This is a genomic window from uncultured Winogradskyella sp. (assembly GCF_947498345.1).
GTDB lineage: Bacteria > Bacteroidota > Bacteroidia > Flavobacteriales > Flavobacteriaceae > Winogradskyella.
Window position 1 is genome coordinate 210760 of sequence record NZ_CANMJY010000003.1, and the last position, 25452, is coordinate 236211.

21 protein-coding genes are annotated in these 25452 nt (G+C 32.8%); 9 read left to right on the forward strand and 12 right to left on the reverse strand.

Going from position 1 to position 25452, the window contains the following annotated elements; all coding sequences use genetic code 11:
• Window positions 1–357: 357 nt before the first annotated feature.
• From Q0912_RS05855 to uvrB, 3 genes are all read left to right on the forward strand, one after another.
• Window positions 358–5181 (forward strand): T9SS type B sorting domain-containing protein, encoded by a 4824-nt coding sequence (locus tag Q0912_RS05855; RefSeq protein WP_299112967.1) that lies wholly within the window; start codon window positions 358–360, stop codon window positions 5179–5181.
• A gap of 85 nt (window positions 5182–5266) precedes the next feature.
• The gene (locus Q0912_RS05860) at window positions 5267–7615 is read left to right on the forward strand and encodes a choice-of-anchor L domain-containing protein (protein ID WP_299112969.1); all 2349 of its coding nucleotides are present in this window, start codon (window positions 5267–5269) and stop codon (window positions 7613–7615) included.
• Window positions 7616–7650: 35 nt separating this feature from the next.
• Window positions 7651–9657 (forward strand): excinuclease ABC subunit UvrB, encoded by a 2007-nt coding sequence (uvrB, locus tag Q0912_RS05865; RefSeq protein ID WP_299112971.1) that lies wholly within the window; start codon window positions 7651–7653, stop codon window positions 9655–9657.
• 85 nt (window positions 9658–9742) lie between these two features.
• Here the strand turns inward: uvrB and Q0912_RS05870 are convergent, their stop codons facing one another.
• Window positions 9743–10144: a TerB family tellurite resistance protein gene (locus Q0912_RS05870; RefSeq protein ID WP_218545054.1), complete on the reverse strand. Its 402-nt coding sequence runs from the start codon at window positions 10142–10144 to the stop codon at window positions 9743–9745.
• 142 nt (window positions 10145–10286) lie between these two features.
• Between Q0912_RS05870 and Q0912_RS05875 the strand changes: the two genes are divergently transcribed.
• From Q0912_RS05875 to Q0912_RS05885, 3 genes are all read left to right on the forward strand, one after another.
• Window positions 10287–11117, forward strand: coding sequence for an alpha/beta hydrolase-fold protein (locus tag Q0912_RS05875; protein WP_299112976.1), 831 nt, complete (start codon window positions 10287–10289; stop codon window positions 11115–11117).
• Between the two features lie 10 nt (window positions 11118–11127).
• On the forward strand, window positions 11128–11370 hold the full coding sequence (locus Q0912_RS05880) for a DUF1456 family protein (RefSeq protein WP_218545052.1): 243 nt from the start codon (window positions 11128–11130) through the stop codon (window positions 11368–11370).
• Window positions 11371–11455: 85 nt separating this feature from the next.
• Window positions 11456–12157, forward strand: a complete 702-nt coding sequence (locus Q0912_RS05885) for a phosphoadenylyl-sulfate reductase (RefSeq protein ID WP_299112977.1) — start codon at window positions 11456–11458, stop codon at window positions 12155–12157.
• 54 nt (window positions 12158–12211) lie between these two features.
• On the opposite strand, the gene sucC is transcribed toward Q0912_RS05885, so the two are convergent.
• The gene (gene sucC / locus Q0912_RS05890; RefSeq protein ID WP_299112978.1) at window positions 12212–13402 is read right to left on the reverse strand and encodes an ADP-forming succinate--CoA ligase subunit beta; all 1191 of its coding nucleotides are present in this window, start codon (window positions 13400–13402) and stop codon (window positions 12212–12214) included.
• A gap of 118 nt (window positions 13403–13520) precedes the next feature.
• Window positions 13521–14177, reverse strand: a complete 657-nt coding sequence (locus Q0912_RS05895) for a hypothetical protein (protein WP_299112979.1) — start codon at window positions 14175–14177, stop codon at window positions 13521–13523.
• Between the two features lie 107 nt (window positions 14178–14284).
• On the opposite strand from Q0912_RS05895, the gene lysA reads away from it, so the two are divergent.
• Together lysA and Q0912_RS05905 are read left to right on the forward strand one after the other, a co-directional pair.
• Window positions 14285–15490 (forward strand): diaminopimelate decarboxylase, encoded by a 1206-nt coding sequence (gene lysA / locus Q0912_RS05900; protein ID WP_299112980.1) that lies wholly within the window; start codon window positions 14285–14287, stop codon window positions 15488–15490.
• A gap of 182 nt (window positions 15491–15672) precedes the next feature.
• Window positions 15673–16410 carry a DUF6090 family protein gene (locus tag Q0912_RS05905; RefSeq protein WP_299112981.1) on the forward strand — a complete coding sequence of 246 codons (738 nt, stop codon included), beginning with the start codon at window positions 15673–15675 and terminating at the stop codon, window positions 16408–16410.
• Window positions 16411–16425: 15 nt separating this feature from the next.
• On the opposite strand, the gene Q0912_RS05910 is transcribed toward Q0912_RS05905, so the two are convergent.
• Window positions 16426–18063, reverse strand: coding sequence for a carboxypeptidase-like regulatory domain-containing protein (locus Q0912_RS05910; protein ID WP_299112983.1), 1638 nt, complete (start codon window positions 18061–18063; stop codon window positions 16426–16428).
• Window positions 18064–18115: 52 nt separating this feature from the next.
• Entirely contained in the window at window positions 18116–18493 is a 378-nt protein-coding gene (locus Q0912_RS05915) for a glyoxalase superfamily protein (protein WP_299112984.1), read from the reverse strand.
• A 61-nt stretch (window positions 18494–18554) separates the two neighbouring features.
• On the opposite strand from Q0912_RS05915, the gene Q0912_RS05920 reads away from it, so the two are divergent.
• Window positions 18555–19364, forward strand: a complete 810-nt coding sequence (locus Q0912_RS05920) for a M23 family metallopeptidase (protein WP_299112986.1) — start codon at window positions 18555–18557, stop codon at window positions 19362–19364.
• Here the strand turns inward: Q0912_RS05920 and Q0912_RS05925 are convergent, their stop codons facing one another.
• The 7 genes from Q0912_RS05925 to Q0912_RS05955 are packed head-to-tail and all read right to left on the reverse strand — an operon-like array spanning window position 19365 to window position 25452.
• Entirely contained in the window at window positions 19365–19931 is a 567-nt protein-coding gene (locus Q0912_RS05925; protein WP_299112988.1) for a hypothetical protein, read from the reverse strand.
• Window positions 19928–20218 carry a hypothetical protein gene (locus Q0912_RS05930; protein WP_299112990.1) on the reverse strand — a complete coding sequence of 97 codons (291 nt, stop codon included), beginning with the start codon at window positions 20216–20218 and terminating at the stop codon, window positions 19928–19930. Before Q0912_RS05930 ends, Q0912_RS05925 begins: the two co-directional genes overlap by 4 nt.
• A 7-nt stretch (window positions 20219–20225) precedes the next feature.
• A complete protein-coding gene (locus Q0912_RS05935; protein ID WP_299112992.1) occupies window positions 20226–21629 on the reverse strand; it encodes a M20/M25/M40 family metallo-hydrolase in 1404 nt (467 codons plus the stop codon).
• Window positions 21619–22500, reverse strand: coding sequence for a PPK2 family polyphosphate kinase (locus tag Q0912_RS05940; protein ID WP_299112994.1), 882 nt, complete (start codon window positions 22498–22500; stop codon window positions 21619–21621). Before Q0912_RS05940 ends, Q0912_RS05935 begins: the two co-directional genes overlap by 11 nt.
• Before the next feature lie 12 nt (window positions 22501–22512).
• Window positions 22513–23676 carry a sigma-54 dependent transcriptional regulator gene (locus Q0912_RS05945; RefSeq protein ID WP_299112997.1) on the reverse strand — a complete coding sequence of 388 codons (1164 nt, stop codon included), beginning with the start codon at window positions 23674–23676 and terminating at the stop codon, window positions 22513–22515.
• Window positions 23677–23678: 2 nt separating this feature from the next.
• A complete protein-coding gene (locus Q0912_RS05950) occupies window positions 23679–24539 on the reverse strand; it encodes a DUF6268 family outer membrane beta-barrel protein (protein WP_299112999.1) in 861 nt (286 codons plus the stop codon).
• Between the two features lie 37 nt (window positions 24540–24576).
• Window positions 24577–25452: a mechanosensitive ion channel domain-containing protein gene (locus tag Q0912_RS05955; RefSeq protein ID WP_299113183.1), complete on the reverse strand. Its 876-nt coding sequence runs from the start codon at window positions 25450–25452 to the stop codon at window positions 24577–24579.

Genomic DNA, 25452 nt, shown 5'->3' on the forward strand with positions numbered 1-25452 from the left:
TAATTTTAAGAGTCAAGTTTATTTTTTTATACATTTCCCTCAAAGCGTCGCACTTTTATAATTAGTAACAAAACACCTCTAGCATATAATATTACAATATTGAGTTTTCGGTTATGTTGCATTATGTATTGAGGCACTAATGCTTCGAAATTTCAATTTGGGAAAAAGACCTCTTTTTGAGGTCTTTTTTAGTGCTTTATAAGATTAAAGGTTGTGAAATGTTAACGTTTTATGTATTTCATCGGGTTTTTTTGTATTTAATCTTTATTAAACTTACATTTCACCGCACAACACATACAACATAGCTTTAGCCCCAAATCTAATCTTATTTGTATCTTTAAAACTTAACCGCAGCACATGGAGTGTATTAAACGTTCCCTCTTTATAATTCTATGCATTATTTGCAGTTTGTCTTTTGGGCAACAGATAACGGTCAATAATACAATTTCACCTCAAGATTTAATTGAGAATACCTTAATTCAAGGTTGTGTAGAAGTTTCTGGTATTAATTCTCCATCTAATGGTGGTTCAATTGGTTTAGGAAGTTTTGGTTATTTTGAACGTGGTGCTTCAAATTTCCCTTTTGAAAACGGGATTGTTTTAACAACTGGTAATGCTAATTCTGCAGGTAATGGACAAATTGATACTACTTTAAATGATGGTAACGATAGTTGGACCACTGATATAGATTTAGAAGCTGCATTAGGTATCACTGGTACCCTCAACGCTACATCTATTGAATTTAATTTTACTTCTATTTCTAACCAAATTCAATTTAATTACATATTAGCTTCAGAAGAGTACTTTGGTAATTTTCCTTGTCAGTACTCAGACGGTTTTGCCTTTTTGATAAGAGAAGCTGGTTCTGGCAATCCGTATACCAATATTGCCTTGGTGCCTGGAACAACCACTCCAGTAAATACCAATACAGTTCACGAAGAAATTGTAGGATTCTGTAACGCTTCAAACGAAGAATACTTTGAAGGTTATAGCATAGGAGATACAAATTATAATGGTAGAACTACTGTGCTTTCTGCTACGGCTTCCATTCAGCCAAATGTACAATATCAAATAAAGCTAATCATTGCTGACCAAACTGATGAAAACTATGATTCTGCTGTTTTTATTGAAGGTAATAGTTTTAATGCTTCTGTAGATTTAGGTGAAGATTTTTCAACCTGTGCCAGTGAAATTACATTAAATGGAGATATAGGAAATCCTCAAGCCACATATGCTTGGTTTTTTAATAATACTTTAATTCCTACAGAGACACAGTCTACTCTAGATGTTACTGAGACTGGTAATTATCGTATTGAAGTTTCAATTCCACTATCAGACATTACATGTATTATTGAAGACGATATAAATATTACCATTAGTTCTACACAATCTTCTGATCCTATTTCGGATTTTGAATTATGTGATGACACAAGTAATAACGGTATTGAGACTTTTGATTTATCAACCAAAGATGCTGAAACTTTAGCTTCTGTACCAGCTTCTAACTATAACATATCTTATCATTATATCAATGCTGATGCACAAGCTGGGCTCAATGCTATTTCGAGTCCGATTCAAAACACTTCAAACCCACAATTAATCCATGTAAGAATCGAAGATGTCGATAATGGGTGCTTGGCTTTTTCAGCTTTTAACATAAGAGTCAATCCTTTGCCAACAATTACAGATCCTACACCTTTGGATGTATGTGATGATCAAACTGCAGATGGTTTTACTACCATTGACTTAAGTATAAAAGATGATGAAATTACTAATGGGCAAACCAACTTAGCTGTAACATACCACAGTACAGCTTTAGATGCTGCAGTTGGTGCCAACCCATTGCCAATGCCTTATGTTAACATTAATACTAATGAGCAAGTATTTGTTAGCGTACAAAATCCGCAAACAGGTTGTATTAGTACTACAACTTTAGATATTACGGTTTTAGACAACCCAATTATTAATACAGAAGATCTTTACATTGATGCTTGCGATCAGGATCATGATGGTTTTGCTAATTTTGATTTGACTACTATAATACCTGAAGTCCTTCAAGGCTTAACAGGTGTTACAATAACATTCTACGAAACTAATGAAGATGCGCTTCAGGGTACAAACCCCATTGCAAATGATACCAATTATGCTAACATCATCATAGAGGAACAGGTTGTTTACATCAGAGTTGAAGACAACAGTACGGGTTGTGCATCTGTAGCACCATTTGAAATCCATACCAACCTGTTACTCACAGCAACAAATATTAGAGATTTTTCACGGTGCGATATTGGCAATGATGGAGTTGAAGAATTTAGCTTTTTAGCAATAGCAGAAACTATTATTAATGATGTCCCAGACATTTCTATCGACTTTTATTTAAATGAAAATGATAGAGATAATCAAATAAATCCAATAGATATAACAGTTCCTTTTATTCCTACAAGCAATCCACAGATTATTTATTTAAATTTATCTAGCCCTACATGTAACGATATTGAAGTTATTGAATTATCACTTACTCCAGTTTTTGAATTTGAAAATATTATTAATCAATCCGTTTGTGACGAAGATCAGGACGGAATTACCACAACAGATTTATCTCAATTTGATATTTTAGTTACTGATGCCTTAGATGGCTTTAGTGTTACATATTTTCTAACAGAAGAAGATGCCATCAATAATACTAACGAATTACCAAATCTTTATACCAATACCTCAAATCCTTTTAGAGTCTATCCAAGAATTTTATCAGACACTACAGGGTGCTCAGATGTAACTTCATTTGAAATTACAGTTCTCGAGGCGCCTATTACTTCTACACCTGCAGATATAGTTATTTGTGATAATGATCAAGATGGTTTTTTTGTCATAAACTTATTAGACGTAATACCAGAAATAGTAATTAGCACTGATCAAAGGGCTATTAGTTTTCATACAAGTCAAGCAGATGCAAACAGTTCTGTAAATGCTATTACTGATAACAACTTTAATACAGAGACTCAATCTTTATTTATACGAGTAGAAAATACAACAACAGGTTGTTTTTCTACCGAAATATTGAACGTCATAGTAAATACAACTCCTGTTTTTTCTACAATTAGTAATTATAAAAATTGTGAAGATAATAGTGACGGTTTCAGTGATTTTATATTCAATACTAAAGATGCTGAAATTTTAAATGGGCAAACAGATAAGCAGGTTTTATATTATTTAGATCAAGATGATGCTGATAATCGTACAAATACCATTAATAAAGATGTTGCTTTCCAAAATACAAGCAACCCACAAACCATTTTTGTAAGGGTCGAAAATTTATCAGATGAAGATTGCTATGGCACATCAAACTTTACAATAGAAGTTGGTACCAACCCTCTTTTTAATCAACCAGCCGACTGGTTTGTATGCGATGATGTAAGTAATGATGGTTCTGAAACTTTTGATTTATCTACTAAAATCGATGAGATTTCAGATGGTATTGCAGATAATTTAACGGTTACATTTTACTTATCACTTTCTAATGCAGAAAATAGCATTGGAGCCTTACCGCTTCAATATACAAATACTACAAATCCACAAACAATATTTGCTCAGATAGACAATGGCACTATATGTAATTCTATAGTTACTTTTGAGTTAAATGTAATACAAGTCCCAGAAGTAAATGAAGCACTTCCTGTTACTATCTGTGATGATGATTATGACGGTTTAACCGAATTTGATTTAACACAGACAGAACTTGATATCCTAGACGTTAGACAAGATGATATAGAAATTACTTATTTTGAAAATTTTGAAGATGCTGAAGCAGACATAAATGCTATTTCTAATCCCGAAGCTTATACTAATACAAGCAATCCTCAAACAGTATATATTAAAATCAACAATACCATTTCTAACTGTTTTGCACTATTACCTATAGATTTATTGGTATACACACCACCAGTAATTAACGATTTTCAGTCCTATGATATTTGTGAGAATGAAAACAATAGCTTTAATCTAAATGAAATTAATAGTGTATTAATGGATGAAAGCTTTAATATACTGTTTAGTTACCATACCAGCCAAGCAGATGCTATAGCCAATACAAATCCTCTTGATGAAAGTTATACCTACTTAAGCAATAACGATACTTTATTTGCACGTGTAGAGCTTAGTACAACGCATTGCTACACCATACATGAATTTAACTTAAATGTAAACCCTTTACCAATAGCTAATCAACCTGATGATCTAATGGCTTGCGATGATGATTTTGATGGTCTTTTAGGGTTTGACCTTACACAGCAAGACGCAAGTATTATAGGCGGACAAAACGCTTCTAATTATACTATTACTTATCATAACACACAATTACAAGCTAACGAAAATGATTCAGCAGTAGATACAGATTATATTGCTTTTGATAGTGAAGTTATTTTTGCAAGAATTGAGAACAACAGTACAGGATGTTATGCTATAACGCAATTCTCGGTGGTTATAAACCCATTACCAATAATAGATATAGAAGATCAGGTAATTTGCTTAGATAATCTACCATTAATAGTATCTGCCAATACTAATAATCCATCAGATCAGTATTTATGGTCAACTGGAGCAACGACTTCAGAAATAGAGATTACAGAAACAGGTACGTACTGGGTAAGCATCACTTCTGAGTTTGGTTGTGAAAACACACGTGTTTTTGTAGTTTCAGAATCTGAAGCTGCAATAATTGAGTCCACTGAAGTTGTTGATTTTTCAGATCCAAATAACATTACTATTACGGTGAGTGGTATAGGCAATTATCTTTATCAATTAGACGATGGAGACCCTCAAGAATCTAATGTATTTGAAAATGTGGCTATGGGTTATCATACCATTACTATTATAGATTTGAATGGTTGCTCTCAAGTAACGAGAGAGGTATTAGTCATTGATATACCAAAACACATGACACCTAATAATGATGGTCAGTTTGATAGTTGGCATATTATTGGTGTTGAAACTTTACCAGGAACCATTATCCATATCTTTGATCGTTATGGTAAACACTTAACAACATTGAGACACAATACTCCCGGTTGGGATGGTACTTTAAACGGCAGTAAGCTACCAGCTAGTGACTATTGGTTTGTAGCAGAAGTACGACGAGGTAACCAATCGTTTGAAGTTAAAGGTCATTTTGCTTTGAGGAGATAATCTGTATATCTTAAATTTCATTTAACATCTTATTCAAAATTTAGTCTATTTAGTATGCTTATCTTTGCATTCCTTAAAAGGCACGATGAAATATAAAATCTCATTTTTTATAATGTTATTATCGCTACTAAATTATTCTCAGAATATAACAGTAGACAGTCAAACCTTCACTCCACAACAACTTATAGAGGATATACTTATAGATAGTGATTGTATTACTAATGTCGTTGTCACTAGTGTCTTAGGAGGTGATTTTGGAGGCGCTGATCAAAGCTATGGTTTTTTTGATGCAACAGGCACCAATTTTCCCTTTCAAAGTGGTATCGTAATGAGTACAGGTCGTTTGGCAAATGTACCTGGTCCAAATGATAACTTAAGTGATGATGATGCCCCAAATTGGCAAGGTGATAATGAATTAGAAGTAGTACTAAATGAAACTAATACATTTAATGCTACCATATTAGAGTTCGATTTCACATCTGTAGCGTCACAAGTAAGCTTTAGATATCTTTTTGCTTCAGAAGAATACCAAGAGAACAACCCTAATAGTTGCCAGTTTTCTGATTTATTTGGCTTTTTAATTAGACCAACGGCGAGTCAAGATCAGTATGAAAATATTGCATTAGTTCCCGGCACTAATACTCCCGTAAAAGCAACTACAGTAACACCTGGTGTACCTGGCACTTGTCCCCCACAAAACGAAACGTACTTTGGCAATTATAATGGTGTTAATTCTCCCATAAATTTTAATGGGCAAACAGCAGTATTAACAGCTACTGCTAATGTAATCCCAAACCAATCATATCATGTTAAACTAGTTATAGCAGACGAGCAAAACTTTCGTTTTGACTCTGCTGTATTCCTCGAAGCTGGTAGTTTTCAATTATCTACAGATCTAGGTCCTAATCGACTTTTAGCAACTGGTAACGCCTTATGCGAAGGGGAAACTTTAGAACTCAATGCCAATCAAGCTGGCTCACCTTCTTTTGATTGGTTTAGAGATGGTGTGTTAGTGCAATCTTCCCCAAGTAATTGTATAAGTTGTGGTATTTATGAAGTGACGCAACCTGGAACTTACACTGTAGAAGTAGGACTTTACAACGCCTGTATTTCTTATGGTGAAGTAATTATTGAATATGCACCTGTACCAGTAGCCCAAAATGCTACTTTAATTGAATGTGATGTGGATACCGATGGTTTAACTACCTATAATCTTTTTGATGCTGAAAGTAATTTAACTAATAATGATAATACTTTAACTATTTCAGATTTCTTTCTTACTGAGGATGAAGCCAGAGATAACAACAACCCTATTACTAATCCAGCTAGTTTTCAAAATTCAGTACCTTTTCAAGTTGTGTATGCGCGTGTTATTAATGCCGCTAATTGTTTTGATATTGCTGCATTAGAGCTACAATCTTCAAACGTCAGTATTACCATTCCAGATTTAGGAGCTTGTGATGGAGAAATTATAGATGGTTTTGCTGAGTTTTCCCTAAATGGTATCGAAGCTTCAATCATCAATCAAATACCAATAGGTGCGCAAGTCAGCTATTACGAAACCGAAGCAGATGCATTTAGTGAAACAAACCCATTACCAAATAATTATAGTAATATAAGTATAGATACTCAAGTTATATTTGTGAAAATCGAAAGCAATAATCAATGTTTTAGCATTTCTACAGCGAACTTAGTAGTACTTTACACTCCTGTATTAGAAGCCGATGAATCACTTATCTATTGTCTAAATACATCTCCTGAAACCATTACACTTACTGGAGGTGTGCTAGATGATTTACCAAATAATTATTACTACGAATGGTACTTTAATGGTACACTAACTGATATAAACACTTCTTTTAATGATATTAATGAAGCCGGAACTTATACAGTTATTGTTACGGATCCTAATGGTTGTTCCTCTAGTAGAACAATTACGGTAAACCCATCTGAAATTGCAACAATAGAAAGTATAACTGTAGAAGGTATTGCCCCAAATAATACGGTTACTGTAGATGTTTCTGGTGGAGGTTTTTACGATTATGCCATCGACGATATAGACGGGTTATATCAAGAGGGTAATGTGTTTATCAACGTCTCAGAAGGGGAACATCGTATCTATGTAAGAGATAGAAATGGTTGTGGTATTGCAGAAGCAACAATTTCAGTAATTGGCATCCCTAAATTCTTTACACCAAATGGTGATGATGTCAACGATTTTTGGACCATAATAGGTACCGACAATCAATTTAATCAAATAGAAAGTATTCAGATTTTCAACCGTTACGGAAAATTAATGTCGCAGCAAACCATCCTTATTTCTGGTTGGGATGGCACCTATAATGGTGAGAGCTTACCAAGTGATGATTATTGGTACATCATTAAATTTTTAAATGGTGAAACCTATAAAGGACATTTTGCGCTTAGACGCTAATTGATTTCTGGTAATCTTTATCGTAACTTTGAGCTATGCGTTTTAAAATAGAATCAGAATTTCAACCCACAGGAGATCAACCCGAAGCTATAAAGCAATTAGCTAATGGCATTACTCAAAATGAACGCTACCAGACCTTACTTGGGGTAACAGGTTCTGGTAAGACCTTCACGGTCGCTAATGTGATACAAGAAGTGCAGCGACCAACATTAGTTTTAGCACATAACAAAACTCTTGCAGCTCAGTTATACTCTGAGTTTAAACAGTTTTTCCCTAACAATGCTGTAGAATATTTTGTATCCTATTACGATTACTACCAGCCAGAAGCCTACATTCCTGTTTCTGGCGTTTATATTGAAAAAGATTTATCCATAAATGAAGAAATTGAGAAGATGCGTTTAAGTACAACATCTTCCCTACTCTCTGGTCGTCGTGATGTTATCGTTGTGGCTTCGGTATCGTGTTTGTATGGTATAGGTAATCCTGTTGAATTTCAAAAAAACGTGATTACTATAGAACGTGATCAAGTCATTTCGCGTACCAAATTACTTCATCAACTCGTGCAAGGCTTGTATTCTCGTACTGAAGCTGAATTTAAAAATGGAAATTTTAGAATAAAAGGAGACACAGTCGATGTATTTCCAGGCTATTCCGATAATGCTTTTAGAATTCACTTTTTTGGTGATGAAATTGAAGAAATTGAAGCCTTTGATGCACACACCAACGAAATTATAGAACGTTATGACCGTTTGAATATCTATCCCGCAAATATGTTTGTAACCTCACCAGATGTTCTAAATAATGCAATCAAGGATATTCAGGATGATCTGGTAAAACAACACGATTATTTTAAAGATATAGGCAAACATCTTGAAGCAAAACGATTAAAAGAACGTACCGAATTTGATTTAGAAATGATTAGAGAATTGGGTTATTGTTCTGGTATTGAAAATTATTCACGTTACTTAGATGGTAGAGCACCTGGTACGCGACCTTTTTGTTTGCTCGATTATTTCCCGGATGATTATTTAATGGTCGTTGACGAGAGTCACGTAACGATTTCTCAGGTTCATGCGATGTATGGTGGAGATCGAAGTCGAAAAGAGAACTTAGTAGAATATGGTTTCCGTTTGCCTGCAGCCATGGATAACAGACCTCTAAAGTTTGAAGAGTTTGAAGCTCTACAAAACCAGGTGATTTATGTGAGTGCTACACCTGCAGATTACGAAATGCAGAAAACCGATGGTGTATATGTTGAACAGGTGATTCGCCCAACAGGATTATTAGATCCGATTATTGAAGTACGACCAAGTTTAAACCAAATTGATGATCTAATTGAGGAGATCCAAGAACGTGTAGAAAAAGATGAACGTACTTTAGTTACCACACTCACTAAAAGAATGGCTGAAGAGTTGGTAAAGTATCTCACGCGAATCTCAATACGTTGCCGTTATATCCATAGTGATGTTGACACGCTAGAGCGTGTAGAAATAATGCAAGACTTACGTAAAGGTATTTTTGATGTTTTGGTTGGTGTTAATTTACTTCGAGAAGGCTTAGACTTACCTGAGGTTTCTTTAGTCGCTATTTTAGATGCAGATAAGGAGGGTTTCCTTCGTTCTAATCGCTCATTAACACAAACTGTTGGTAGAGCAGCAAGAAACCTTAACGGAAAGGCGATTATGTATGCGGATAAAATTACCAAAAGCATGCAAAAAACTATTGATGAAACCGAGTACCGACGCGAAAAGCAAATTGCCTATAATACCAAACATAATATCACACCTAAGGCTTTAAATAAAAGCTTAGACAGTGCACTGGCAAAAAACTCTGTGAGTACATATAGAACAGAATTGGAAGCCAAACTTGCTGCTGAACCTGAGAGTGAATACTTAACAAAGTCTCAACTCGAAAAGAAAATACGCGAAAAACGCAAACAAATGGAACAAGCAGCCAAAGCCTTAGATTTTATGGAAGCGGCGCGTTTTAGAGATGAAATAACGGCATACCAGATTAAATTAGAACAATTGAAGGTGAAGTGATGTTTCAATGATGTACACTCAATGGGACTTTAAGACTCTTTTCAGTAATTAATGAAGTACCTCTTTTCAACGGAATAAATTCAACTTAATTATACTGAACCTTAAAGATATCAATTAAAAAATCGGGTGGTACAATTTTATTAGGAAAACTATCCATTAAATCCAGAACCCGATTAATAGACTCATGGCTTAACCCCATTCTTAGTCCAAAGTTGTGGATTTTTACTAATTGCTTGTGCGATACTTTATGATCCAGGTTCATTAAAAGCACAAGTCTATGAAATTGAACAATACGTTCACTATGTGACTTTAAGTGTACATAGGTCACAGGATGATTAAAAAGGTATTCAAAATCCTCCTTAGATATATCTAGTTGCTTAGCGATACTAAATAAGAAGTTATATTCAATGGATTTTATATTTTCATCTGTTTGTGCAAAAGCAATCATTTCTGATAGCAAGCTCAATTTTTCAGCACGGTTAATCATGTTATAGAGGGAATTATTTTATAGTGTAAAGTTAATGAGGTACATTATTTTATTGTCGTTGATATAATGTATCTTGTCGAAAACTTAAACGTATTTAATCGACATTATTCAACGTTTGTCAACCAAAAACACTACTAATAACATGAGATTGAAGGGTTTTTATATCATATTTTTTGTGTTTCTTGCGAATACAATTGAATCGCAAAGCACTGCTTCTAAACAGGTTACAAAATTTACCATAGCTGCTCCACAGTTAGATACTATAAAGACGATTTGGGTGTATTTGCCCAAAGATTATCAAAATTCTAAAAAATCGTATCCTGTTATTTACATGCATGATGCCCAAAATTTGTTTGATAATGAAACTTCTTATATTGGGGAATGGGAGATTGATGAATATATGAATCAACTTACAGAACACAAAAGCATTATTATTGGTATTGAACATGGTAATGAAAAGCGTATCGATGAATTAACACCTTATACCAATGAAGAGTATGGCGGTGGAAAAGGAGATGCTTATCTCAATTTTATAAAAAACACCTTAAAACCTCATGTGGATATTACTTACAGAACAAAATCCAAAGCCGAGTACACCACTATTATGGGCGCATCATTAGGAGGTTTGATTTCATTTTATGCTACAGTAAAATATCCTAACACTTTTGGTAAAGCAGGAGTATTCTCTGCATCTTTTTGGTTTAGTGAAAATATATACGATTTGGTGAAAATTACAGATATACCAGAGTCTTCAAGGTTTTATTTTTTAATTGGAAGTGAAGAAGGAGAATCCATGGTGCCTGATCAAAAACGCATGGTAGAATTATTACTATCTAAAGGTGTAAAAACAAAACAGATAGAAAACCATATTATAGAAGGAGGAAAGCATAATGAAACTTTATGGAAGTCTCATTTTCCTAATGCTTATCAATGGCTAACATCTAAAGAAACACGACAGACATATAATGACTAACTATTAATAGATGACAAATAACGATATATTTAAAAAGCTAAGAGTAGCACACAAATTAAGAGATGAGGATATTGTAAAAATATTAGAGCTTGTAGACTTTAGAATTTCTAAAAGTGAACTCAATGCATTTTTTAGAAGAGAAGACCATCCAAAATATATGGAATGTGGAGATCAGATTCTAAGAAATTTCCTTAATGGACTTATCATTCATTTACGAGGACCAATGCCAAAAAAGCAAAAAAAGACATCTTAAATTATCAACTTCGCAAAAATAAAGCTGCAATTTTTTTGTTATCATTTAAGCATATAACTTGCAATCCTTAACTATTATTAAATAGATGTTTGAAACTACCTCAAATCTTTCGCCTTTATTAGATATATCTACAAAGGACATAGTAGACCTCAATAAAAAATATAAACCCTTAACGGCCAGAGAACGCATTAAGCAACTGTATATTGATTTTAACATTACAGATATAATGTTAACCAGTTCTTTTGCAGCGACTTCAGCTTTTTTATTAAAATTAGTTTCAGATATCAATACACAGCAAGAGGTATTTTTTATTGATACTGGCTATCATTTTGATGACACACTTGCTTACAAATCCAAACTAGAGAAAAGATACAAACTCAATGTTACTTCAGTTTCCGCTATAAAAGAAGAACATGAGTTTACAACTAAAGACGAAACCTGGGGAAAAAACCCTGATTTTTGCTGTTCGATTAATAAAGTAAAGCCCTTAGATCTTATAAAGCAAAACTATAAAATTTGGATGTCTGGACTTATGGAGTGGCAAAGTGATCATAGATCGACCTTAGATATTTTTGAACGCCGTGGAGACATTGTAAAATTTTATCCACTTTTAGATATTACAAAAATGCAACGCGATAATTACATTGAAGCGCATAACTTACCGTTTCATCCACTCGTAGCTAAAGGCTATCACTCTATTGGGTGTACGCATTGTACTGTTCCTGGAGAAGATCGCAGTGGGCGTTGGAATAACAACCCTAAAACAGAATGTGGGTTGCATTTATAAAAAAATGCGTCTAACATAAGACGCATTTTTAAAAGTATATCTAATATATTATTACTAAGAAAGTACAGTTTGTACTTTATCAGCAGCTTCTTGAAATTCTGTTGCACTTAATACATCTAAACCAGAATTATCAATCAATTCTTTTGCAATATCTGCATTGGTACCTTGCAAACGTACAATAATAGGGACATTAATATTACCCATGTTTTTATAGGCATCAATAACACCTTGCGCTACACGGTCACAACGTACAATTCCTCCAAAAATATTTATAAGAATAGCTTTTACAGCTGGGTCTTTTAAGATAATCTTAAAGGCTGCCTCTACTCTCGCAGCATCAGCTGTACCTCCAACATCTAAAAAGTTTGCTGGCTCACCACCTGCTTGCTTAATTAGATCCATTGTTGCCATCGCTAAACCAGCACCATTTACCATACAGCCAACATTTCCGTCTAAATCTACGTAATTAAGTCCTAATTCTCCTGCTTCTACTTCAATAGGGTTTTCTTCGCGCTTATCTCTTAAAGCTGCTAAATCTTTATGTCTAAATAAGGCATTACCATCTAAAGTGACTTTAGAGTCTACTGCCATTATTTTATCATCACTAGTTTTTAAAACCGGATTAATTTCAAATAAAGACGCATCAGACTTTACATAAGCTGTATATAATGCAGATACAAATTTTGTCATTTCTTTAAAAGCTGCACCAGATAAGCCTAAGTTAAATGCCACACGACGTGCTTGGAAACCAAGAAGCCCTAAAGCAGGATCAATTTCTTCAGTAAAAATTAAATGTGGTGTTTCTTCAGCTACGGTTTCAATATCCATTCCACCTTCAGTAGAATACATAATCATATTCTTGCCGTTAGCTCTATTTAAAAGCACAGACATATAATATTCTTCTGGCTCGTTATCACCAGGATAGTATACATCTTCAGCGATTAATACCTGATGTACTTTTTTACCTTCGGCAGATGTTTGAGGTGTTATCAAATTCATACCTATGATTTGTCCTGCTATATCCTTAACCTCATCTAAGTTTTTTGCTAACTTAACACCACCACCTTTTCCACGTCCACCTGCATGAACCTGAGCTTTGATAACATGCCAACCTGTGCCTGTTTCTTCGGTTAATTTTTTAGCCGCAGCTACAGCTTCATCAGCGGTTTGAGCTACGATGCCACGTTGTATACGCACTCCAAAACTACTTAATAATTCTTTTCCTTGATATTCGTGTAAATTCATAATAAATATTCTATTTATAGTTTCCTTGACCAAGGAAATCTCTCAAATTTATTTCGTGGCACAAAAATAATCAACCATAATCGTATTACCAATATTTTAAAAACTATTATTAGAGATATTATAGTTTTAAACGTTTAATCACAGAAAATGCTTTATCAACAAGATTATCCTCTACTAAAACCGTAAATTCATTAGTCGTAGAAATGACTTCATAAAGCGTAACACCTTCCCAGGCTAACTTTTTAAATATATGATAATAAAGACCAACAACTTTAGAGTTCTCTTTTGGAAGTGATATCGTGATGGCAGATAAATTTTCTTGTAAACCTATTTGCTCTTCATCTTTAAATTCACTGAGAACTGTGTTTTTTTCAGAACTAGATATTACAATATTGCTTTCGTAAATTCCACGGGTAAAAGCATAAAAAATATGATCCTTTAAATTTAAGCTATCTAAGACTCCTGTATTACAATTAATTATGGTCTTTGAATTTTTAAATGTAAAATCACTTAAGCCAGAGCGTACTGTAATGTCTCCTAAATTATTAAATACATGCTTTAATTTTATTGAAGTGCTGGTATTTAAAGGTTGGTTATAGCGTCGTAAAGCCATCATTATTGCTCCTGTCTTCACATCCTTATGAAGCATTTTAGATACTGATATCTGTAAATTAGAGGCAAGTGCTGAGAAATTAATTATTTGCTCATTAAGAGCTTCTTCTATAAATGGTTTCGAGGCAATTATTTCTTCTACACAAGAGGATATAGTTTTCATAATTGTTTATTATTTAACAATTTGTGTAAAATTAGTAAAATTTTAATGATTTCATCTTTTAAACCTTAAGAAGTTATAGTTTTGATTTCTAAAAATGGAAATAGAACATGAAAAATAAAACACTTTTACAAATCGCTAAGGATTATGGCAGTCCTGTTTATGTCTATGATGCCGAAACTATTACTTCTCAATACAAACGTTTAATTAATGCCTTTAGTAAGGTAAAACAATTAAGACTCAACTATGCGGTTAAAGCACTTTCAAATATTTCTGTATTGAAATTATTTAATGTTCTTGGAGCTGGCTTAGATACTGTATCTATCCAAGAAGTGCAATTAGGACTAAAAGCAGGCTTTAAACCAGAAAACATAATTTATACGCCTAATGGTGTATCTCTGGAAGAAATAGAAACCGCAGCAAAGTTTGGAGTACAAATAAACATTGATAATCTTTCAATACTAGAACAGTTTGGCACAAAATACCCAAACATCCCAGTTTGTATTCGTATTAATCCACATGTTATGGCAGGTGGAAACACTAATATTTCTGTTGGGCACATAGATAGTAAATTTGGTATTTCTATTCATCAGATTCCCTTGTTACTTCGTATTGTAAAAAATACAAATATGAATATCAATGGCATTCATATGCATACCGGAAGTGATATTTTAGATATAGATGTATTTTTATACGCCAGTGAAATTCTGTTTGAAACGGCTAAACATTTTAAAAATTTAGATTTCATAGATTTTGGCTCGGGTTTTAAAGTACCCTATAAAACTGGTGATATAGAAACTAATATAGAAGAGCTAGGAGAAAAACTATCAAAACGTTTTAACGAATTCTGTAAAGACTATGGAAAAGAATTAACCTTAGCTTTTGAGCCTGGAAAATTCTTAGTTAGCGAAGCTGGAGTATTTTTAGCCAAAGTAAATGCAGTAAAACAAACCACATCAACCGTTTTTGCTCAGATTGATTCTGGTTTTAACCATTTAATACGACCAATGCTCTACGGTTCTCAACACGAGATTATTAATATTTCTAATCCTAAAGGAAGAGAACGTTTTTATTCAATAGTAGGATACATTTGCGAAACAGATACGTTTGCCAATAACAGAAGGATTAATGAAATTAACGAGGGAGATATCCTTAGTTTTAAAAATGCTGGCGCATATTGCTTTAGCATGGCAAGTAATTACAATTCTAGATACAGACCTGCTGAAGTATTAATCTACAATGGAAAAGCACGTCTTATTAGAAAACGAGAAACTTTTGATGACATATTAAATAATCAAATTGAAATTGCCTTATAAAAGTTTTAGACACTACTTTTTTTATACCTTTATCTAATATATTCCAAACGGGAAGATCGATGACTGGATTTGACATAGTTATGGTAATAGCCATAATTCTTTTTGCTAGATTAGGTATACGTTTAGTATCCAGATATATTAAAATGAAACGAGAAAATGAAGAAGAAAAATAAGAGGAAACTATGATTAGTATTTTTAGAAAAATTAGAAGAAAGTTCTTTTCTAATAAAGTAAGTAACTATCTGCTTTATGCTATAGGCGAAATTATTCTGGTAATGATAGGTATTTTGTTAGCCTTGCAAGTAAATAACTGGAATGAAGAACGGAAACAAAATAAAGAGCTAATAGGTGTACTAAAAACTATCCACAATGATATGGTTGTTGATACAACTTCTGCATCTGGAATCATAAAGTTTTACCAAGAAAACTCAAAGAATAGTATTAAGATTATCAATAGAGAAGTAACCATGGATAATTATAAAGATAATGTACAATGTTTTGGTTTGGTTACAACCTACCAGCCTTTTAATATTCAACGTAATGGATTTGAGCGCTTAAAGATGATTTCTGAAACGAATAGTATTAAAAAAGATTCTTTAATTAATGATATTATAACCGTTTATTCTCAATTTTTACCATTAATAGATAAGAGTAATGAACGTATGGAAAATGAAATTATGTCCAATTTTAATGCGTATAAAAACAATGAATGGTTTGTTGATTTATTTCAAAATAATTTGAATGATAAAATTGTTGAATATTTTGTTTTAAGTGAAGATTACAGAAAAAGAGTTGTGTCTCACAATATTTTAGCTGCCAGAAACCATTTGGCATTAACTAAAAGTTACGTTAACAATGTTGAAAAAATTTTAGAAAGTATTAACCACCGTTTAACATTAAATGAAAGTCTTCTGGATTAAAGAATAAAAAAGTAATTATATTTTAATTGGATCTTTAGTTTTCTTTAATGGTGAGTTTACCCAATAAGTATTAATATCAAAATTAGGTGGATTAGTGTAAGTTGCTGACAATGGTAAGTTTTTATTGACATAAATAAGGTTGGGCACAGGTTCTTTATTCTCAAAAATCTCTTGTGTAAAAAACTCTCTAAATTGAAACCCTTTCAATTTAGTGTCCTTATTGAGTTTAACTCCAGATACATCTTTAATATTTTTGAGTTCACAAGAAAAATCTTCTGATTTTATCTTCTTCTTATTTACATTCTCTCCAAGAGTCCAATCAACAACCTCAACTTTTACTATTTTATCATCGACTAATTCAATTTTTTTTACTGTTAATTTCTTAGTCTTATATTTTAGTTTAAATCTACTTTTTTTACTTAATGAAGATTCGTCTACAGGTTTATTAAATGTAATATAAAAAACTTCATCTTTAACATTAAACTCTAACTCTACAACTCTAAACGGGTTAGGTTCTTTAATAATGAATCTATTATTAAAAGTCATATAGTTTAAGTACATCTTATTATTTACTTGTTTGTATTCTACATTGATTTCGTAAAGTGTTCTTAAACGCTCTTCAGATTGAAAATTTGTTCCATTATTCCCTAATGATTTGTTCTGCTCAAATTGTTCATTCTCTAGAATCTTATAAGTTATTTTGTAAATGGAATAATCATCTTTAGCTATATAAATTTCACCTTTAGCTTTAAACTTTTTATCATCAGAGTTTTCTGATAAAAATGAGATTTCATAAAGTGGGGTATCATTAATATATTTAATCTTTTCAAATTTAAAGACATGATTATTGATAAAATCATCCTTAAATTTATCTACAAATGAAAAACTGAGCTTATTATAGTTACGAATTGGATTGTGAACATTCAATATCTCTAATTCATTACTTAAAGTATTAATAAATATGGCACTATTATCCTTATTTATAATTTTAGAATCACCATAAACGCTTTTCTGCAGTAGAGAATCTTGGTAATAGTTTTTATTTCTATTATAAGAATACATTGCAGTAACATTATTTTTAAACCAAAATTTACTGGTTTGAAAACCTGCATCAAATGTCTCTAAAATAAATTCATTTAGGTTATAATAGTTATTATTAACCAATTGATAATCTCGGTAATAAGCCATATAAGAATGTGGTGCCTTTGGGTAATTTACTGGAATTTTTTTAATAGCCTCTTTAATAATACTCTCTGGCGTAATATGCGTTAATGCTTTAGAATTTTTAGTGTTTTTCTTAGTTTGTGCTATAATTAAGACTTCATTTAAAGCTTCAGTTTTTGGTTTTAAGTATATTGTATTTAATACACTGACATCAAGTGTTCTTATATCTACTGTCAGTGTTTCAAAACCTATAGAAGAAATCGTTACGAATACATTTGAAGTAACATATTCAATTGGCAATCTAAATCCACCATCTTCATCTGCTATTACGCCTTTTTGTTCTCCTTTAAATTGAATTGTCGCATATGAAACTGGATATTTACTTTCGACATCTAGTACTTTACATAATATCTCATTTGAATTTTGAGCAATAGATATTGCACAAACACTGATTAAACATAAAAAAGTAAATACGTATTTAACTTTCATAAAAGCTTGATTTGGTTTAATTATATAACGTTAAAATTATACCTATATATTATTAAACATCTTTATAAAAAATCAGTCCATTACTATATAAATCATAAAAAGCAAACTCCTTAGTTCCCCAAGGTGTCGCTTTTAAAGCTGTATTATTATGAAATACATTTTGAGGTTTATACTCCTCAAATAATGCGTCAATGTTATCGACATAAATTCTAAGCATAGGTCTATCTAAACCAGCAATCCATTCGCTTTCATCATGCCATTGTAAGTGAATCTCAATTCCGTCTCTTTGTACACCTGCATAACCTTGAGCACTAGTTGTATCTGTAAATGCCAATTCAAAACCTAATTTTTTCACATAATAAGCTACAGCTTTGGTCGTATCTTTTACTGGTAATACTGGATGAATTTGTTTTAAATAACCCGATTTCATTTCTTTTTTAATATTTATCTTTATAAATGTAACAATTTAATTAAACGGTTCTCTTTAATACATGAAAAGAATTCTCCTTTTAGTTATTTGGTTTTGTTTTAGCCAAAATACAGTAGCACAAACTATAAAAGTTTCTAAACGGGTAAGCGAGGACTCCATATATCTAGATTTTATTAACCCGTTTTACGCACCAATGGAAATGAATCTATATCCATTAGATTCGACAAAATCAATTATAAAAGTTAACTCCTACGGTATCTTAAAATATAACGACACTCTAAAAAATGCTTTAGTTATTCCTATAAACAAGATTAAAGATACCACTAAAATAAGTGTCAAACCATTTATAAGTTTTAAAGCAAATTTTGGTGACCCAAATAATATTATTGATGAGAACTACCGCTATAGCTTGCCTTATCCAATAGGTGAAAAATACAAAATTGTTCAGTCTTTTGGCGGCAAGTTTTCGCATAACAAACCGCACTCAAAATATGCCATTGACTTTGGAACTAAAGTCGGAGATACAATTACAGCAGTTAGAGATGGTATTGTGTTTTTTGTAAAAGAAGACTCAAAGGAACATTGTAGAACCCGAAAGTGCGTGGATAAGGGCAATAAGGTTTTAATTCTACATAATGATGGTACTATGGCACATTATGTACATCTAGATTTTGAAGGTGCCATAGTAGAGGTTGGTGATACAGTTGAAGTTGGACAACCCATTGCAATATCTGGTATGACAGGATTCACCACTACACCTCATCTACATTTAGTGATATACAAATCTGGAGGTATATCTATTCCATTTTATTTTAAAGGTCAAAAAAGAAAAAAACTAAGACAAGGAAAATATTATAGAAGATTACATTGATTATTCGCTGACTTTCCCCGAAAAATGATTCACTTTTGGGTTAATAGGATTCCCTGATGTACGTCTATAAATTACAATTTGTCCACAGTGCCATATGGCATCTGCTATTGGTCCATTAACTTGGTTCCAAAATGGGATTTCGCGTTCACCGAAAATAATTTTGTATTCAGAAATATCATTACTATTTCTTAAAATATCAGCTGCAGTTTTAAGATTATTAAGTGTGTTTATTCTCATGTCTTCGTAAGATAGCGATTCGTTAACCCGAGTATTAGCTTTTTTGAGCGTTGAATTAACAATAATCTTAGACAAATCATAAATATGCTTTATAGTTTCTTCAGTAGAGCGACCATCTTCATTGGCTTTATATGCTAAATCAGTTTTCGTTAAACTATCAGTAGCCCAATAAAACCGAAACCCAAGGGCATCCACCATACGGGCAGCCATTGTACCAGCTGTAAATTCTTCTGGATAGTCTGGAACTTCGTAATAAGGAAGTACTTTGTTTTCTTGAGCAGTCAAAGTGCTAACCATAACTAAAACTATTATAACAATAAGTCTCTTCATATTTTATCGTTTTCTAAATTAAGTGTATCCTTAATAATCTTTTCTTTATTTCTAAATCTGTAAATAGAACAGACTAGTAGTATAAAACCTGCTATGCATTCAATACCACCATTATCAACTACTGGCTGTAAGTATCTAGCATTTACTGCTACTTCGGGCTTAAAAAACATAAATTTAATTATACCTGCAATAAATAATACTAGACCAAAACAAAGAATAAACCAATTTAAAAATTGATTTTCTTTACGAGCTTGTTTTAATCTATGCTTATTACCTCTCTTTTTCAACAGTAAACTAATCCTTTATTTCTTCTTTATTGCTTATGGTCTCGGTACCATATTTATCCACCAAAAATACTAAAGCGGTCATGGTCGCTGCACCTAATTCTAACTCACGTTTGTTTACATGTTCGAAGGTATCGTTAGCTGCATGGTGATGATCAAAATAACGTTGCGAATCAGGCCGTAAACCAGCTAAAACTATACCATCGTTCTTTAATGGTCTAATATCGGCACCACTGTAGCCTTTTTCGAAATAGTGAATTAAGTAAGGTTTAAATAAAGGTTTCCAAGCCTGAATTTTAGACAACATAAGTTCGTTGCAATCAAAGCTAAAACCTCTGGGAGTAAAACCACCAGAATCACTTTCCAGAGCAAAAACATGTTTTTCATTGTTTTCATTGGCGACTTCCGCATACTTGCGCCCACCTCTTAATCCATTTTCTTCATTCATAAATAATACCACACGAATACTGCGTTTAGGTTTTATACCACTTTCTTTCAATAAACGTAATACATCCATAGATTGGACCACTCCAGCACCATCATCGTGTGCACCATCACCTAAATCCCAAGAATCTAAATGTCCTCCTACTATGATATACTCGTTAGGAAACTCACTTCCTGTTATTTCACCTATTACATTATATGATTGTACGTCATCGAATTGCTGACAACTCATCTCTAAGAAAAACTCTAAATTTTTATCTTTTTTTAAAGCTTCACTGAGTTTTACTGCATCATTAGTACTAATAGCCGCAGATGGAATACGTCGCACAACAGGCAAACCGCCATAACTCATGCTACCTGTATGAGGATAATCATCTTGACGAGAACTCAATGAACGTACAATAGTACCAACAGCTCCATACTTCGCTGCTTCAGCTGCGCCTCTGTAACGCTCTGAAGAGCAGCCGCCATAAGCTTCAAACGTATTGATTAACTCTGGCTGCAGGGCTTTATTTATAAACACTATTTTACCTTGTATCTTTTCCGCTCCAAGTTTTTCTAAATCCTTATAAGTCGCAACTTCAATAACCTGTGCTTTAACACCATTTTCTGGTGTTGCAACAGAACCACCCAATGCACAAATATTAACTTTATTTATTAATCCTGAAGTTTCAAAATATGCCATTTCCTTTTCCCCTCTTACCCATTTGGGTACCATTACAGGTTGCAACCACACTTTATCTAAGCCTAATTTTTCAAGCTCTTTTTTAGTGTATTGCACAGCAAGCTCAGCATTAGTAGAACCAGAAAGTCGTCCTCCTATAGTATTAGATAAATAATCTAGCCACTCATAGCTTTTACCATTAGTAAGTGATGTTTTATATACTGTTTTTAGAATAGCCTTATCTGTTTGGCTATAGTTAAAAGTAAAAAAACATAATAGGACTATTGTAAATAATTTAGTTTTCATTTTCCAATTCTTGTTTGTATAAATCTATATTGGCTTTTTCTTTGGTTGGTAATTCTGGTTCTTTAATATCTGTATACATTTTTAATGTGTCATAAAGAATCTTTGCCACAATATAACGCGCTGCAGGCTTATCATCTGCAGGAATATTAAACCAAGGTGCATTTGGCTTAGAACTTCTATTTAAAACATCTTCGTAACAGTCTTGATATTTATCCCAAAGCTTACGTTCTTTTAGATCATCTGAAGAAAATTTCCATTGCTTATCAGATCTACTCAACCGTCTTAGCAATCTATTTTTTTGTTCATCTTTAGACAGGTTTAAAAAGAATTTGAATATAATAGTTCCGTTATCCGCTATATGCTTTTCAAAATTATTAATTTCATCAAAGCGTCTGGTCCAAAAGGCTTCGTTAACATCATCTACACTGTTTATGTCTGGCATATTTTCGTACATCAAATAATTAGGATGTACGCGAGTTACCAAAACATTTTCGTAATGTGTTCTATTAAAAATACCAAATTTACCTCTTGCTGGTAAAGCTATATAATGTCGCCAGAGGTAATCGTGCTTTAGCTCAAGTTCTGTGGGTTTTTTAAAACTGTGTGCAACAATACCTCTTACATTGAATTCTTTGAATATCTCACGAATTAAGCTATCCTTCCCTGCAGTATCCATACCTTGAATACAAAATAAAACCGAATATTTACCATGGGCATACATAGCATTTTGAATATCCGCTAGGTCTCTGCTAACAGCTCTTAAGGCCTCTTTTAGTTCTTTTTTGTCGGCTTCTAAATCTACACGCGTTGGTAAATCTTTAATGTTGATTTGAGATGTGATTCTAAAATCTTCTATATTGATGTTTCTCATAATAAACTAGAGTTATTTTGATGCAAAAGCCTTGACATCTGCTTCACTAACTTCTTTTCCTCCTAAAATAATTAAGCGTTCTACCACATTTCGCAATTCTCTAATATTACCTGTCCAGTCATAATTTTGAAGCAACTTTATAGCTTTATCTGAAAAGTTTTTCTTAGCATTTCCTTGTTCCTTAGAGATTTTTTCAGCAAAATAATTTATTAATAGCGGAATATCTTCTCGCCTATCGTTTAATGCTGGTACTTCAATTAAAATTACAGCTAATCTGTGATATAAATCTTCACGAAACTTTCCATCTTCAATTTCCTTTTTAAGATCTTTATTCGTTGCAGCAACAACTCTCACATTTACTTTTATGTCTTTGTCACTACCTACACGTTGAATTCTACTTTCTTGTAAAGCACGTAACACTTTTGCCTGAGCTGATAAACTCATGTCACCTATTTCATCCAGAAAGATAGTACCTCCATTAGCAGCTTCAAACTTACCTGCTCTATCTTTATTAGCTGATGTAAACGCTCCTTTTACATGACCAAAAAGTTCACTTTCAATTAATTCACTTGGTATTGCAGCACAATTAACTTCAATCATTGGACCTTTTGAGCGTTCACTTTTTTGATGCAACCAATGTGCAACTAATTCTTTACCTGTACCGTTAGGACCAGTAACTAATACACGAGCATCAGTTGGTGCCACCTTGTCAATCATATCTTTAATACGAGCAATAGCATCACTCTCGCCTATCATTTCATAGTTTTTACTTACTTTTTTCTTAAGCATTTTGTTTTCAACTACGAGCTCTTTACGGTCTAATGCAATACGTACTGTATTTAATAGTCTGTTTAAGTCTGGTGGCTTAGATATATAATCAAAAGCACCTAAACGCATGGTATTTACTGCTGTATCCAAGTCTCCATGACCAGAAATCATTACCATTGGTGTTTCTGGTTTTATCTTTCTAACTGCTTCAAGTACTTCAACACCATCCATCTTTGGCATCTTAATATCGCAGAGTACTAAATCGTAATCTTCTTTTTTAATTTTTTCGACACCTACTAAACCATCTTCAGCTTCTTCAACCTGATAGGTGTCATTCTCTTCAGAAAGTATTTTTACCAATACTCTGCGAATAGCAGCTTCATCTTCTATTATTAATATTTTTGGCATATCTATATTTTAAATTTTAATCCTGTTCTTAAATAAAAAGCATTTAAATCGTCTAGTTTAAACACCTCTTCTCTGTCTTCATTACGTAATACATTATTCAATCTAAAGGTGTAACCAATATAAGAATAAGCTATTAAATGCTTTGTAATACAATATTCGTACCCAAGTCCTCCTATAGCAACTGAAAGGGATATACTATTTACAACTTTATTATTAACTATCATTGGCTGTTGTATATTTACAAAATAACCATCTAAACCTGCAAAAACCTGTAACATACTCTTTTCACTAAAAAAGTACTTTAAATTAGATTTAGGTACACCTGCACTAAAAGACCATTTTGCATTAACGCGCCTGTAATAACTCACAAACGGGAGCGGGTAAGGAACACCTGCTGTGGTATTGTATGTAAGACCTAACACTAAACGGTATGGTCTTTTAATATCCGTAGCATCTGTTCTGTCTTTTATTGCAAATACACCTCCGTTTAAAAACATATCATCCATAGTTAACTCCTGTGTTAAAGTGGATGCAATTCTTGGGTTTATTTTTAACCCTAATCTCCAATCATTTTTACATTTAAAGGTGTAACCCAAACTAAGATCTATAACATGTAAACGATTTATCTCATTGGTATTAAATGGATAATCTTCCTCAAGGTTAAGTATAATTCTGTTATACTCACCACCTACAATTAGATAATCCTTATCCTTTATCTTAATAGGGTAATTTAAAATGGCTCGTATCCTTGTGTATTGGTCCTCGGAACGCGTACTTGGTATAAATGAATATTCTAAACGTGCTAAATCAGTAAGTTGAGCTTCAGCAGAAGTAATACAAAACATTGTAATAAAGGCAAGCATTATGTAGCATTTTGAGAAGTGTATGGTCATGCGTTGCTTATTTTTCTATAATATGAAGATCTCGCTGAGGGAATGGTATATTTATATTATTTTTTCTAAATAGCTTATCAATTTCAAAACGTATATCGCTTTTTGGAAATGTTGCCTTAAAACTGTCATTGAGTGTAAATACCAATTTAAAATCTAAAGCGCTATCACCAAAATCTGTAAATAAAACAACTGGTTCTGGAATAGGAATCACATCTGGATGTGTACTTGCTGCTTGTATGAGTAGTTTTCTTACCAGTTCTACATCACTTCCGTATGCTACACCGACAGAAACACTTTCTCTCGTCAGTGTTCCATTCTGTGTCCAATTATATAATGAATTGGTTAAATACAAATGGTTAGGAATTACCAATACTTTATTATCTATTGTTACAGCTCTTGTAGTTCTTAGCTTAATCTCTTCGACTCTACCGACCTTTCCTTCGATTTCGATAATATCATCAACGTGTACAGATTGGTCAATAAGAATAAATATCCCAGAAATAATGTCTTGAAATAAGGTTTGTAATGCCAAGCCCACTCCGATAAGTAAAGCTGCTGATGCTGCGAAAATGGCCGTAACATTAACACCAACAGAATGTAGTGTAACAAGCAGTATTATTAGATAGATCAACCATCTAAAATAATTATAAACCACATTGAATTTGTCTTTGTTTTCTATCGGCAAATTCCTGGTTAAGATCTTTAATACTAACCTTAACAGCAGTGTTGTTATAAAAATAGCCGTAATAACGATTAGTACATCTAGTATAGAAATACTTATTTTATCACCAAAATCTACATGTTTATTAAGAAAATCTAGTGTTTTCTCCCAAACACTGTTTTCAGTTATTTTTTCTTCTATTTTATTTTTTAAATCCTGAAT